Origin of the sequence: Vibrio cincinnatiensis DSM 19608 (assembly GCF_900167345.1) — a bacterium.
Lineage (GTDB): Bacteria > Pseudomonadota > Gammaproteobacteria > Enterobacterales > Vibrionaceae > Vibrio > Vibrio cincinnatiensis.
The window spans coordinates 36,276-51,079 of the sequence record NZ_FUXB01000010.1 but is presented as its reverse complement, the minus strand read 5'-3'; the positions used below and the strand labels follow the sequence as shown (position 1 = coordinate 51,079).

The 14,804-nt window shown below is 44.7% G+C and carries 12 protein-coding genes; 3 read left to right on the top strand and 9 right to left on the bottom strand.

Features of this window, described 5'->3' with window-relative positions; genetic code table 11:
- Window positions 1-86: 86 nt before the first annotated feature.
- The 3 genes from B5D54_RS10470 to B5D54_RS10460 all read left to right on the top strand — a co-directional run bounded on the left by B5D54_RS10470 (window position 87) and on the right by B5D54_RS10460 (window position 3,729).
- Window positions 87-2,666, top strand: coding sequence for a TRAP transporter permease (locus B5D54_RS10470; RefSeq protein ID WP_078926505.1), 2,580 nt, complete (start codon window positions 87-89; stop codon window positions 2,664-2,666).
- A gap of 89 nt (window positions 2,667-2,755) precedes the next feature.
- Window positions 2,756-3,193, top strand: coding sequence for a universal stress protein (locus B5D54_RS10465; RefSeq protein ID WP_078926504.1), 438 nt, complete (start codon window positions 2,756-2,758; stop codon window positions 3,191-3,193).
- Between the two features lie 128 nt (window positions 3,194-3,321).
- Window positions 3,322-3,729, top strand: a complete 408-nt coding sequence (locus B5D54_RS10460; RefSeq protein WP_078926503.1) for a DUF2061 domain-containing protein — start codon at window positions 3,322-3,324, stop codon at window positions 3,727-3,729.
- A gap of 10 nt (window positions 3,730-3,739) precedes the next feature.
- Here B5D54_RS10460 and B5D54_RS10455 read toward each other — a convergent pair whose 3' ends face one another.
- The 9 genes from B5D54_RS10455 to mreC form a co-directional block, all read right to left on the bottom strand.
- Window positions 3,740-4,540: a glycosyl hydrolase 2 galactose-binding domain-containing protein gene (locus B5D54_RS10455; protein WP_078926502.1), complete on the bottom strand. Its 801-nt coding sequence runs from the start codon at window positions 4,538-4,540 to the stop codon at window positions 3,740-3,742.
- A 98-nt stretch (window positions 4,541-4,638) separates the two neighbouring features.
- Window positions 4,639-5,055 (bottom strand): ribonuclease E inhibitor RraB, encoded by a 417-nt coding sequence (gene rraB, locus B5D54_RS10450; RefSeq protein WP_078926501.1) that lies wholly within the window; start codon window positions 5,053-5,055, stop codon window positions 4,639-4,641.
- A gap of 144 nt (window positions 5,056-5,199) precedes the next feature.
- Complete coding sequence (gene tldD, locus B5D54_RS10445; protein ID WP_078926500.1) at window positions 5,200-6,645, bottom strand: metalloprotease TldD; 1,446 nt, start codon at window positions 6,643-6,645, stop codon at window positions 5,200-5,202.
- Window positions 6,642-7,475 (bottom strand): carbon-nitrogen hydrolase family protein, encoded by an 834-nt coding sequence (locus B5D54_RS10440; protein ID WP_078926499.1) that lies wholly within the window; start codon window positions 7,473-7,475, stop codon window positions 6,642-6,644. The genes tldD and B5D54_RS10440 overlap by 4 nt, the downstream gene beginning before the upstream one ends.
- An 18-nt stretch (window positions 7,476-7,493) precedes the next feature.
- Window positions 7,494-11,360, bottom strand: a complete 3,867-nt coding sequence (locus tag B5D54_RS10435) for a YhdP family protein (protein ID WP_078926498.1) — start codon at window positions 11,358-11,360, stop codon at window positions 7,494-7,496.
- Between the two features lie 12 nt (window positions 11,361-11,372).
- Window positions 11,373-12,842, bottom strand: a complete 1,470-nt coding sequence (gene rng, locus B5D54_RS10430; protein WP_078926497.1) for a ribonuclease G — start codon at window positions 12,840-12,842, stop codon at window positions 11,373-11,375.
- A 22-nt stretch (window positions 12,843-12,864) separates the two neighbouring features.
- Window positions 12,865-13,431 carry a Maf family protein gene (locus tag B5D54_RS10425; protein WP_078926496.1) on the bottom strand — a complete coding sequence of 189 codons (567 nt, stop codon included), beginning with the start codon at window positions 13,429-13,431 and terminating at the stop codon, window positions 12,865-12,867.
- Complete coding sequence (gene mreD / locus B5D54_RS10420) at window positions 13,428-13,916, bottom strand: rod shape-determining protein MreD (protein ID WP_078926495.1); 489 nt, start codon at window positions 13,914-13,916, stop codon at window positions 13,428-13,430. Before mreD ends, B5D54_RS10425 begins: the two co-directional genes overlap by 4 nt.
- Window positions 13,903-14,793 (bottom strand): rod shape-determining protein MreC, encoded by an 891-nt coding sequence (gene mreC, locus B5D54_RS10415; RefSeq protein ID WP_078926494.1) that lies wholly within the window; start codon window positions 14,791-14,793, stop codon window positions 13,903-13,905. The genes mreD and mreC overlap by 14 nt, the downstream gene beginning before the upstream one ends.
- Window positions 14,794-14,804: the final 11 nt, after the last annotated feature.

The following is a 14,804-nucleotide window of genomic DNA, read 5'->3' as shown; positions in this document are numbered from 1 at the left end:
ACCCAGCTTGAGCGAAGAAACACCGCCACTTAACGGCGGCTATAGCGTAGGAAGAGAGTAAACCATCAATATTAAGGATAACGTACATGACGCAGGCAAAAACCCCGTCGCAGGATGTGCAAGAGATGGTTGCACAGGCAGATACCGGAGCAAGAAACCCACAAGGGTTTTCAGGGCGTATTTTATGGTTTGTCCCCCTTTGCTGGTCTCTTTTTCAACTCTGGTATGCTTCACCACTGCCATTTATTTTTAATTTCGCCATTTTAAACGACACCGAAGCTCGCGCTATCCATTTAAGCTTTGCGGTATTTTTGGCTTTCACGGCTTACCCAGCATTGCAGCACTCTCCTCGTGATCGCATCCCTACCGTCGATTGGATTTTAGCCTTAGTGGGAAGTTTTTCTGCTGCCTATATCTACCTTTTCTATACCTCTTTATCCGGTCGTTCAGGAGCGCCTACTGATCTCGATATTATTGTGGCGGGTATCGGCATGCTTCTATTACTTGAAGCGACACGCCGTGCATTAGGTCCCCCTTTAATGTGTGTGGCTGGTCTCTTTTTACTCTATACCTTTGCTGGGCCACATATGCCAGACGTGATTGCTCATAAAGGAGCCAGCTTTAATAAAGCCATGTCTCATTTATGGCTAACCACAGAAGGCGTTTTTGGGGTCGCATTAGGTGTTTCGACTTCCTTCGTCTTCTTATTTGTCCTGTTTGGAGCAATGTTAGAACGAGCGGGGGCAGGCGCTTATTTCATCAAAGTAGCCTTTTCTTTACTTGGCCATATGCGGGGTGGCCCAGCCAAAGCTGCAGTCGTAGCATCAGGGTTATCAGGCTTGGTCTCAGGATCTTCAATCGCCAATGTTGTCACAACCGGAACCTTTACTATTCCGCTCATGAAACGAGTGGGTTTTTCTGGCACTAAAGCCGGTGCAATAGAAGTCGCAGCGTCAACGAATGGCCAGCTCACTCCTCCTATCATGGGGGCCGCCGCATTTTTGATGGTCGAATATGTTGGAATCTCTTATGTAGAAGTCATTCGAGCCGCTCTGTTGCCCGCACTTATCTCTTATATCGCTCTGATCTACATTGTTCATCTAGAAGCTTGTAAAGCAGGAATGACAGGGTTACCTCGTCGTCGCCCTTCAACATTCGTCAATAGCCTACTCTCTTTCACGGGAACCATTTTAGGGTTATGTATTCTGAGTGCCTTAGTGTATTACGGCGTCGGCTGGACAAAGCAGGTTTTTGGCGATGCCGCCACACCAATAGTAACCGTGGCTCTTCTAGCCTGCTATTTTCTCTTGTTGAAAATCTCGGCTCGATACACCCATGAGCGTGAATTTAGTTTGGATGAAAATATTCAGGAGATACCCGATGTTGGCCCTACCGTAAAATCAGGCTTGCACTACTTACTGCCCATTGTGGTATTGGTCTGGTGTTTAACCGTTGAACGTTTCTCACCCGGATTGTCTGCCTTCTGGGCAAGTGTATTTATGATTGTTATCCTGTTAACCCAAAGGCCCATTATTGCTTGGTTTAATGGAACCCATGATGCCACTCAACAGGCGAAAGCGGGGGTCACCGACTTACTAGAAAGTTTAGTATCCGGTGCACGTAACATGATAGGTATCGGTGTGGCGACGGCAGCTGCGGGTACGGTTGTCGGCGTTGTTACCTTAACTGGTATTGGCTTAGTGATGACCGACTTCGTTGAGTTCATCTCTGGCGGCAACATTATGTTAATGCTGCTCTTCACCGCTGTCATTAGCTTGTTATTGGGGATGGGGCTCCCCACCACCGCCAACTATATTGTTGTTTCCACCCTAATGGCCCCCGTCATTGTCACTTTAGGCGCACAAAGTGGTTTGATCATTCCACTTATTGCCGTACACCTATTCGTGTTTTATTTCGGTATTTTAGCGGATGATACCCCCCCTGTAGGGCTTGCGGCTTTTGCTGCCGCCGCGATTGCAAAATCAGATCCAATCCGTACTGGTATTCAAGGTTTCGCCTACGATATTCGTACCGCTATCTTGCCATTTATGTTTATCTTCAATACTCAATTACTACTGATGGGCATTGATTCATGGTGGCACTTAGCATTAACCGTGGGATCGTCAGTCATTGCCATGCTGCTATTTTCTGCCGCCACTCAAGGTTGGTGGTTTACTAAAACAAAATGGTGGGAAGTCTTACTGCTATTACTCCTAACCTTTAGCTTTTTACGTCCCGGTTTTTGGTGGGATAAAATCTATCCTGCCCAATATCAATATCCTGGAACAGAGTTAGCACATATTGTTGATAACGCGCCGGTTGGCCAACCGATTGTGATGATCGTTGCAGGGGAAACCTTAATGGGAGATTACATCTCAAAAACCGTACAACTCCCGTTCAATGATCAAGCCACAAGTGCAGAAGAACGCATTCGTTCAATGGGGTTGACCGTCAATAAGATCAACAATCGAATGTTGATTGATGCTGTGGAGTTTCGCAGCCCAGCCGAAGCCGCAGGCATCGATTTTGATTGGGAGGTTCGAACAATCGTTGTAGAGAGTGACCGCCCAATGAAAGAGTGGGTATTCCTCCCTGCACTATTAGTCACCTTACTACTGGGATGGAATCAGAAGAAACGGGCCGCTAAACGGTCACTGACCGCTTAGCCTCGTAATGATAATCCGATCTATGCCCAAGAAATAATAGCATTCTTGGGTATAGTCTTCGTTAACACTAAATACTGAGATAATAAATTATGTATCACCATATTTTGGTTCCTGTCGATTTAAATGAACAAGGTTTTGCTGATAAAGCAACCCAACTGGCCGTATGGCACGCTCAGCAAAGTGATGCAAAAATTCATCTTTTAACGGTTCTACCCGGTATTCATATGTCCATGGTTGCGACCTATTTTCCGCGTGATGCAGCGTCAAAAATGAAGCAGGATATTCGGGAAAGATTGGAGCAATTCGCTCAGAAAAATATTCACCCTGACGTCGATTATCAGCTACATGTGGCAGAAGGAAAACCCTATACCACTATTCTTGAACATGCCGCTAAGCTACAGGCCGATCTTATCATCATGCCCAGTCATAAGCGTTCTCGAATCGATAAAGTGATGTTAGGCTCTGTCGCAAGCAAAGTCGTTGAACACTCCCCGATTAATGTTCTGGTTGTCAAACCACAAGGCTAACTCTTCGGCGCTTAATGCGCCTTTTTGTTCGCTATTGCCTATCGAATTAATTGCTCAATTCTTCTTTTCTTTTTGAGAATAATTATCAATAATGATTACATCAAAAGAAAGAACGTTGAGTAAACATCATGAAAAAGACATTAAGCTTTGCTGCAATACATTTTACTATCGCTTTCACCATCGCTTACATCCTTACTGGTGATATTATTTTGGGCAGTTTGATCGCCATGCTAGAACCCATGGTTAACACCGTTGCTTTTTACTTTCATGAAAAAGCTTGGGCCAAACACCCATTGTTACAACGCTATTCAGGTAAAGCACAAATAAAAACCGGCAGCTTCGCAGTGATCCACTTTAGTGTCGCCTTTAGTATTGCTTACTTATTGACAGGAAGCTGGCTTGTTGGCGGGGTCATGGCGATGATTGAACCAAGCTTTAATACCTGTGCTTACTACTTCCATGAAAGATTGTGGCAAAGTATGCACCCTCAGCAAACAAAGCATTCGGATCATAACCACTGGGGCTGTGCCCATTAGTCTTAAGGGGTTATAAAGGGAAATGGGTTACACAGAAACGATCACTTAAGCCCAATTGTAGCTCCGCTTTTTGTCCGTCTAACTCAACGCTGATCGTATAAAGATCCTTCGGGTTTGGGCTTTCAGGTTGATAATACTTGGGAGCCTCAACCTGAAAAAGAGCACTAACATGATCGCTACGGATATCTATCGGTAACTGGTAAGTGACATGATCAAACCGCACCGATGCAGAAATAAGCCCAGCGGCATAAGGTTTAAAAAATAAGGTAATCAGCAATTCACATCCCCCACCATGGTGCCAGATCTGCTCGGTGGTGACATGCTCTAATCGAACATGAGAAATACAGTGTAAATAAGGCTCTCGCCATATTCCTATTCGCTCATCGTAACGCTGTGGAGACAACTTCCCTAATAAACATTGCTCGGTCTCTTCACTATCAATCAGCCATTCATCTTCTGGATAAAGAAATAGGATCTCTATTCGATTTTTACCCAGATTAAGCAAAGAGCGGATTTCTTTTTTATAAATGGATTGCGTTCCATCACAGTCAAATAAAGCAATCCCATTCAACCGAATTTCGGCATGATAATCTATCCCCTCTAACACCAGATCGATTGCAGGATAGCTGAGCAGTTGCTCGTCAACCTCGATATCATGCATCAAGTGCCACTCTTGTTCTGCAATCCTTGATTCATCCAGTGATTCCGGTAAGGCTGAACTCAGTGGACCAGGAAAACAGAGATCCTCCTGCGGAATAGATAAATCCGTCAGGGGTGAAAGTTGCCAACAACCGGCGAGAGAAAGCTGCATAATCGATATCATGTCTAATGAGTTTTCGTCATATATACATGACCTAGATCAAAAATACCAGCCAAGAGGCTGGTACTTATCATGCGGGAAAAGTCTGATTACTCTTCGTCGTCGTCATCTTCATCGTCATAGAGAGCATCTTCACCTTCGTAGTAAGTGCCCCAACCGTCGTAGATAACATCAAATTTTTCAGCCAAATTCACGAGTTTTTCAACTTGTTCATCAATCGCTTGAGGGTTTAAAACCGATGACATAGTCGCATCGAAACAGAGGAGCTTATTGCCATCTTCATCTTCAGCCTCTTCCGCTTCCAACACTTCAAAACCCAGTTTAAAGGCTTCAACCGCCGCTTTTTCTAATTTCTCAAAATCTTCTGAAAAAAAGTGATGTTCAATTTCATATAAGGCTTCTGGATCACTGCCGTCATCGAGTAGCGCTTGAATAATATCACGAGTCTCTTCTTTTTGAATTTCAATGAATGCTTCAACAGAGAGATAGTCATCTTCATGAGACATAGCTGTGGCTCCAAGTAAATAGGCTCAAATTTTTGTGCGACGAAATATCGCACGGTTCCTCATAAATTACCACCAGCAAAATGATCTTCTACCGATCTTTTCTCTCGCTCGGTCAGGAATGGATGAGGCTCTCTCTAATATCGCTTATTCCGTTCCGCCAACGGTCAACGCATCGAGTTTCAATGTCGGTTGCCCAACCCCAACGGGTACACTCTGTCCGGCTTTACCACAGACACCAACTCCCCGATCAATACTCAGATCGTTACCCACCATAGAAACCTGCTGCATCGCCTCGATGCCAGATCCTATCAAGGTGGCACCTTTAATTGGGTGAGTAATCTTACCATTTTCAATTAAGTAGGCTTCGGATGCGGAAAAAACAAATTTACCCGACGTGATATCCACTTGCCCACCACCAAAATTAGGGGCATAAATACCTTTTTTGACGCTGGCAATGATCTCTTCAGAGGAGTGTTGCCCAGGCAGCATATAAGTATTGGTCATACGTGGCATAGGCAAATGAGCATAAGATTCTCGGCGACCATTTCCTGTCGGTAGCCCCCCCATTAAACGGGCATTCAACTTATCTTGCATATAGCCTTTGAGAACGCCATTTTCAATCAATACATTATATTGTCCATTCACGCCTTCATCATCGACGTTAAGCGAACCACGCAGATTTTTTAATGTACCATCATCCACAATCGTGCATAGATTCGAGGTGACTTTCTTACCCATTTTGCCAGCAAACATTGAAGAGCCTTTACGATTAAAATCCCCTTCTAAGCCGTGTCCTACGGCTTCATGCAATAAAACGCCCGGCCAACCAGAACCGAGTACCACTGGCATCGTTCCCGCAGGGGCCGCAACCGCTTCTAAGTTGACTAACGCTTGGCGAATGGCTTCATCGGCATAAGCAAAGGCGATTTTTTGCCCATTCTCTTCATTAAGAAAGTAGTCATAGCTAAATCGACCGCCGCCACCCGCACTACCACGTTCTCGACGATCACCTTTTGTCGCTAACACTGAAATAGATAAACGGACCAATGGACGAATATCACCAGCGTAAGTGCCATCCGTGGCCGCAACCAGCATCTGCTCATGAACGCCACTTAAACTGATCGATACTTCTTGAATTCGTGGTTCTTTGGTTCGGATATAGGCATCAAGTTGCTGTAATAATTCGGTTTTTTTCTGTTTCTGCCAGCTTTCTAGTGGGTTGGTCGCAACATAGTAATGCTGGTTATCGGTGCGATGAAATGCGTTTACTTGAGCATTTTTCCCTTGTTGAGCTATCCCTCGTGCGGCTATCGCACTCTGCTTTAAACCATCTAATTGAATTTGATCAGAATACGCAAACCCCGTTTTTTCTCCACTTACCGCTCTCACGCCTACGCCACAATCAATATTGAACGAGCCATCTTTAATAATACTGTCTTCTAAAACCAGAGACTCATGCCAGCTAGATTGAAAATAAATGTCTGCATAATCAATGTCACGAGTGGCGATACTGGCTAAAGTATTCGCAATATCTTGTTCACTGAGCCCTGTTGGGGTTAATAACGCCTCTTCAATATGGGTAATACTCATAGCGGATTTTTTTTCTCTATCAATTGATTATAAAAACGTGTGTGTTCCATAACAGGCATGGCACGGCGAATAGGCACTGTCTGCTCAACCTCAATGTCAACCACTAAGCATTCTGCATCTTGGCCAAGTGAAGCGACAACCTCTCCCCACGGGCTGACGACCATTGAGTGTCCCCATGTTTCACGCCCACAAGGATGAACGCCTGTTTGACCAACAGCAACCACCCAACACTGGGTTTCTATCGCTCTTGCCTGTAGTAAAACTTGCCAGTGAGCTTTTCCAGTTACCGCAGTAAAAGCCGCCGGCACAAATAGTATTTGAGCCCCTTTTTGGCGAAGTTCTGAATAAAGATGGGGGAAACGAAGATCGTAACAGATAGATAAGCCTAACATACCGAGCGGTGTCTCCACTACTGTCACTCGATTGCCAGGGATAAAAGTCTCAGACTCACGATAACGACGATGGCCATCTGTCACATCAACATCAAACATATGCAGCTTATCATAATCAGCCACAAGTTCACCTTGAGGGTTAAACAGTATTGAGGTGCTAGTAACCCCATGCTCACGACGAATAGGAAAACTCCCCATCAAAAGCCACACTTGATAACGACTAGCAAGCGCCGATAATTGCTGCTGAATTACCCCTTGCTTTAGAGGTTCTGCATGGTGATGATAATCAAAATGACGCCCAAACAGCAGGGCGTTTTCCGGGGTGACCACCCATTCCACCTTCTGTTTAACCAATTGTTGTAAATTCTGTTCAATAACTTGAAGATTTTCTTTGATAGAAGAACCTGACGTCATTTGTATCAATCCCATCCGTGCCATGTTGAACTTCCTCTTTGATTATTTTTTCAGTTTTTCTGGTAACTGAAATTCCCCTTTACTACGCGATAACTCTTTAACTATCGGTGCATCCATCGGGCCTGTCACTTGATAATTCACTTGTGTAAACACTTCCACGACAGGAGAAATCACCGTGGTAATCGCCAAGACATACAAAGCGGTAGCAGGGGTCACAGCAAAGGCGGTCATGACGGGAAGGCCTGAGGTAATATCAGGAATAAAATTCACTTCAGCATCGACCATTCGTGTATTTAAGTCTGCCATACCTTTAATGGTCATTTCTCCGGCAATCGCATCCATTTTAATATTGTTCGTGACAAAAATACCTTGAGAAAACTCGCCACTACCAGTGATCCGGCTAAAGGCCATACCTTTATCAAACACATCACTAAAATCGAGCTGCATCTTACGAATAATCGAATCTAAGCTAAAGATACCCAATAGTTTTGAGGCACCACTCACATTAGAAATCGTCCCTTTACCGAGTTTGGTCTCTAAATGGCCTTGTAGCGTATTGACTTTCATTGACCAAGGAGCACCTTGCCATTGTGTCTGGCTCGTAATTTCGAAAGGTGCTCTTTGAATACCGGAACTGATTCCAAATCGTTCCATTAAGTCGCTGTTATTGTCCCCTTTCATCTCTAGGTTCATGGTTGTTTGGCTAGTATGCTCTGTTAAAGTCCAAGTACCATTGATATGAACCTGATTAGAACCACTCACTATATCGATTCGCTTCCATTCCAAAGTGTCCTTTTGACGTTGAAAATCCATATTGAGCGAACCAACCTTGTAGCCTTGTAACCAGAAATCATCAATCACTAAAGTTAAGTTCGGCATCAATGAATGAAATTGTCGATCAAATTCAGAGATCAACGGCGCATCTTGCTTTTCCCTATCTACTAATAGCGAACTTCCTTCACTGGCTTCCATTTCTAGCTGGGGTAAATAAAGATGCAAACGCTGCAAAGAGACACTCAGATCATAAGGTTCAATATAATTCGCCTTTCCTTGAACTTCTTGACTATTGATTTCAGCTTGCCAACCAAGATTTTTTCGTCGGGCAGCAAAATCGACATCGTGCCACTCTAACTCAGCGAACGTAAGCTCTTTAACCTGAAGATCAATACGTTCAGGTAAAGGGATTTCTGGAGCATTCAAGTTCGCCAACGCTGATCCAGAAGAAACCTTCGAGGTTTGCTGGAGAAGATCGATCCATTGATCAAGATTAAATTGATCGCTGCGTACTTGTAAGTGATGCCCCACGACAGGGCTCATCTTAAAGCTGCCTTGACCAAGCAAAAGATAAGTTGCGGTAAGTTCAGGAATCGATTGTGTGATATCAATTTCTGCTTGATATTTGGCTTCAGGAAGCTGCAAACGCGCAGAGACCGATTGCTGATTTCCCGATGCTTGTAAACGGGCAACACCTGCACTATTTAGTGATTTATTCAGTGGATAAGGATACTGGCTAGTTACGGAACGTAGATTCACTTGTGTATCGATTTGGTAGGTAAAGCCAACGTCGGTTAACTGAATATCAACCCCCATCTGCCAAGGTGCATGACCAGAAAGCGGGGCTACCCAAGCCTCACCAACATAAGGCTTTAGTGGTGACATCTCCCAATCGCCCACCAAGTCAATCGCCACATTATAACCTTGCTGAGCACTTTCCCCTTTAAAATCAAAGGAGATGGATTGATCCAACAAATGAGCAGACAATCCAGCCGCCGTAACAACATCATCATCAAAATAAATACGTCCGGATACCATTTCTAACATCATGGGGGGAGTATGGATTTCCACATGATTCTGTTTTAAATCAGCCCATCCCCAAGCTCGAACATCCTTATCACTCTCAAACGGAATACTTAGCTGAAATTCAGAGTTGACCAAACCATTCACATTGATCGCCGTGAGTGCAGCCCCAACAGAATCCACCAACGGTGTGGCTGTCATATAATCTCGTACCGCATTACCTTGGCCTGCAACCGTAGCCGTGAGCTCTAACTTGCCATCACTCGCCAGTTCTCCTATTTGCCCAACAATGCGCTGCGCTTTCACTCCCATTAAAGTGGCGGAGCGAGAGTCAAGATACATGGCATCATTTTCAAATAACAGATCGAGTTGGAGATCGGTAATGGTGGGCCAAGCGGTATCAAAACTAAATGTTGCCTCTTTTAAAGCAACCCAAGCTTGGAAGACGCCCTGATTGTCGGTATAGGGAAAATCATTTAAAGGCCCATACCAGAGTAACTTAGCCGTTTTTACTTTTCCGCCCTGAATCGAGGTAGAGAGGTAATCGGTCAGATCTTGCCCTAATGCCAACGCAGGCAAATAACGCCACGTCGATCCAGCATTATAAACGTCCGCTTCGGCATAGAAAGAAAGAAAGGGGCTCTTCTGATAAGGGAAATCAAGACGAAATTCACCTAATACTTGTAGATCAGGCGTCGCAGCCGTGACTTTATCAGCCCACAAAGACCAACCTTGTTCATCACGCTGCCACACAAGATCAACCGCCGCTTGACGAATCGGCAAAGGCGCTTGAAAAACCTCCCCATAGGGGAGCTCGTCATCGATCAAGGAAGCATGAATGACCGCTTTATCTAACGTTCCTGCAATCGTTGCTTGTAAGTGATGAACTTCGGGCAATAACGACCATTGGTTTATAGCCCCTTGATACAGATTGGCAGAATAATGAAGAGGTTGATTGGCTTGCTGACCTATACGAAGATCTTCAAGCCTGCCGTGGGGGTTTAATTTCTCTATCCAAGAATAAGCTTCTTTCGCATCCGGAAGTAATGCGGCAAAGGGGGATAAACTTTCTAGTGTCAGCTGAGAGAAGTTCGCTCGCCAGCCATCGGCTTGCCACTCAAACGCGACATCAAGACTGGGCCAAGGCGTATCATTAGTTCGCAAGTTAAGTGAATGAGCACTCACTTGCCATCCCTTTTCTGTGGGTGAAAGCAGCAATATTCCTGATTCTAATAACAGTTCATTTTGCTCTTTTTCATGCCACGTAATTTCTGAAGGTTTTAATTCAACGTATCCATCAACAGGTTGATTATGCTCTAGTGTTGCCCAAGCATTAAAACTGACGATGCCGCGCTCTATCCCCACTTCATCGGTAAAATATCGAGTTAACCAAGGGCGGACTCTCAGTTTATCGGCACTAACGTAAAACTCCCCTGAAATGTCACGCAGTGAACCATGATCTTGAAAATCGGCCCGTACATTTAATGAATTGATTTCACTGTCCACTAAACTCACGATGCCTTCAGCGCGATGCTGCTGACCTTGGTTTTTCCAATGCAGTTTTTCAATCTCTATCTGGCGAAGATCACCCGCCATCGTTTGATAAAGAATGGTGGAATTCTGGATAGAGAAATCATCCAGTTGGCGCAAGAAGAGATTATCTAAACGCTGAAGTATTCGCCCTTGAGTATTGGCCGGAAGGCTCGGATCCGATTGACTTAATGCCAGCCAATCAACAGATTGAATATCTAACGTCAGTTGGTGAATGATCAGGTTGGCGACCACTGGCTGGCGTTGCAGTAGACTTTGTAATAAATCAAATTCCACATCGATACGCCCAGTCTGAAACTGGATCTGACTGCCATCTGGCAAATTTGCCTGTACGCCTTGTAGTGCCAGTGAAGGGTGTGTATTTCGCCAAAAACCACGCACATCCGAGATAACTAATTGGATTTGAGTTCTATCACTCACCCAATGCTGAATCTCATCTTTAAAGCGGTTCATCTCTGGTAATAACACACGCAAAGTGGTGACAGCCAAAGCCAACACCACTAACAGGCTAATCAATAGCCATAACACCATCCGCCCAAGGCGAGTTAAATTTGGTATCACCCGCAACCCTACTTACATCATGACAACATCAAATTGCTCTTGAACATACAAAGATTCGGCTTTAATACACACTTCTTTACCGATAAATACTTCAAGTTCAGCCAGAGAATGAGATTCATCCCCTTGTAATGTTTCAGCCACCGCCGGAGAGGCATAAACCACAAATTTATCGGCGTCATAAGCGCGATTCACTCGTGTTACTTCACGTAAAATTTCAAAACAAACCGTTTCCACCGTTTTGACCGTCCCACGCCCTTCACAAGTTGGACAAGTCGAACAGAGAACATGTTCAATACTTTCTCGGGTTCGTTTACGCGTCATTTCCACTAAACCTAAGTGGGTAAAACCGTTAATATTGGTTTTGACTCGATCTTTACTTAATGCCGCTTCTAGCGAAATCAATACCCGTTTACGATGTTCATCAGAGGCCATATCAATAAAATCGATAATAATGATCCCGCCGAGGTTACGTAATCGTAGTTGGCGAGCAATCGCCTGAGTCGCCTCAACATTGGTATTAAAAATCGTTTCTTCTAAATTCCGTCGCCCCACAAACGCACCGGTGTTGATATCGATGGTTGTCATGGCTTCGGTCTGATCGATGATCAAATACCCCCCCGATTTCAGTTCCACTTTCCGCTCAAGTGAACGCTGAATTTCATTTTCGGTATCGTACATATCGAAGATGGGTTTATCCCCCTCGTACAACCCTAATTTATCCGTCAGCTCAGGAACAAATTCAGACGTGAATTCAATGAGGTTATCGTACTCAATACGTGAATCGACCAAAATTTTGGTTAAATCGGTTCCAACAAAATCTCGTAAAATGCGTTGCGCCAGCCCCAACTCACCATATAACGTTGAACGGTTCTTATATTTCGCCCGTCGCTCCATCACTTTGCTCCACAGGCGTTTTAAGAAAGCCGCATCTTGTGCTAATTCTTTCTCATTTGCTCCTTCAGCAGCGGTGCGGATAATGAAACCACCATGTTCGTCACAGTAGTGAGCAACCACTTTTTTCAGGCGCTCTCGCTCATCTTCACTTTCAATACGTTGCGATACACCAACATGGCTGGCTCCGGGCATATACACCAGATAACGGGAAGGTAAAGTGATATCCGTGGTAAGACGAGCACCTTTGGTACCAAGAGGGTCTTTGACAACCTGAACAACGATGTCTTGTCCTTGTCGTACCAGCTCTGAAATATCTCGAACTTTGAACTGCTGTTTTTCGTTCTCAGATACACATTCAGTGTGAGGAACAATATCAGAAGCGTGCAAAAATGCCGCTTTATCTAAACCAATGTCGACAAATGCCGCCTGCATACCCGGCAACACTCGACTGACTTTTCCTTTGTAAATATTGCCAACAATACCGCGCTTGGCTTCACGTTCTATGTGGATTTCTTGTAGAACGCCACCTTCAATCATCGCAACCCGAGTTTCGCTCGGCGTCACGTTTAACAACAACTCTGCACTCATGAGCGCACCTCAATGATTAAAATTATAAAAATTCGTGCAAGAGCTGGTCAGTTTCATATAGAGGTAACCCGACAACCGCGTAATAGCTACCTTCAATCCTAGTTACAAACTTTCCACCCAATCCTTGAATCGCATAACTGCCAGCTTTATCGCATGGCTCACCACTTTGCCAATATTGTTCAATCTCTTGTTCCGACAACGGCTTAAACCAGACATCCGTGGTCACAACCACAGAGTGATGTCGTTCGGCACAAGCTACGGTCACTGCCGTCATAACCTGATGACGAACCTGAGACAGTTGCAAAAGCATTCGGCGAGCATCAGTAAAATCCTGTGGTTTTTCGAGCACGTCATCATCTAATACCACGATGGTATCCGAGCCAATCACGAGAGAATCAGGCTCGGATAAAGCCAACCCCGCCAAGGCTTTATCTCGTGATAACCGTTCAACGTATTCTTGAGGGGATTCCCCACTCTGACGTGATTCTTCTACATTGGGAATAACAATATCAAAGGAGTAACCCAATTGAGTGAGCAACTCACGGCGTCTTGGTGAACCGGACGCCAAAATTAATGGTTTCTTGCTCATTTTATATGCCAATGACGCCGAACTCGACGCAACAATAAAAACATCCATGGCCAAAGTATACAGCTAATCACCCCACTCCACAGTGAGAGAGGATTAAAGGCCACATCTTGAATCAGGTACTCACCACAAAAGATCAGTACCTCTAGCCCCATCGACAATAATGCAATGATAATCGCTTGCTGCCACAAGGCCATATTGCGTAGCACAAGAAAGTTCATCGCCACAAGGTAAACGATGATAGACATCATCATACCGCGAATTCCTAAGGTTGAACCAAGCAATAAGTCCCACAATAGCCCCAGAGTAAATGCCGCCCCCACATTCACTCGATGTGGTAACGCCATCACCCAATAACAGGTAACCAATAGCAACCAAGAGGGGCGCAATAAATCTAAAGTCCCAGGCCAAGGAATCGTTTGAACGACTAAGGCTAATAAAAAAGAGCCCCAGATGACCATGCGGCTAGTCCAATCACTCTGTGCCATGATCACTTTCCTCCGTCATCTGCTGCGGATTGGCTTGTAATACTTTTTGTTGACGATCTTCATTGGGCCAAATTAATAGCAAATAACGTAAACGATTAAAATCCACCACAGGTGAAGCCTTGATTGAGGCAAATTCACGCCGAGTATCTTTATCTACATGAGAGAGATAAGCCACCGGATACCCTTCTGGATAAACGCCTCCCAAACCAGATGTCACTAACATATCGCCGACTTCCATATCGGTACTGGTTGCAATATGTTCCAGTTGAATCTCATCCGTCTGCCCATTACCAGAAGCAACGACTCGGATATCATTACGAATATTTTGTACGGGTATGGCACTATTGGGATCAATCAGCAGTAATACACGGCTATTATGTGCAGCGACGAACGTCACCTGACCCACGATCCCTTTTTCATTAATCACTGGCTGGCCTTCATACACCCCATCCACTCGCCCTTTGTCAATCACGACTTGATGACGATATGGTGAAGTGTCAACCCCCATCACTTCAGCAACTACCTTTTTCTCATCTCGGACAAAAGAGGATCCCAGAAGTTTTCGTAATCGTTGGTTCTCTTCTCGATATTGATCCAACAAGATCAACTCACTTTTTAACGTGAGCGCTTCCCGTTTCAGAGCGCGATTCGATTCCATCAGTTGATGGCGGGAACTAAAACGTTCATAAAACCCATCAAACATACTGCGAGGTAAGTCCGCGGCATATTGAATGGGAGCAACCAAACTGTTGAGAAGAAAGCGAACTTGAGAAAATGCATCTAAACGACTATCAGCCAGCATGAGGCTGGCTGATACGATTACTGCAAAAAATAGACGTAGCTGAAGAGAAGGCCCTCGACCAAATATTGGCTTCATCTTAAACAATC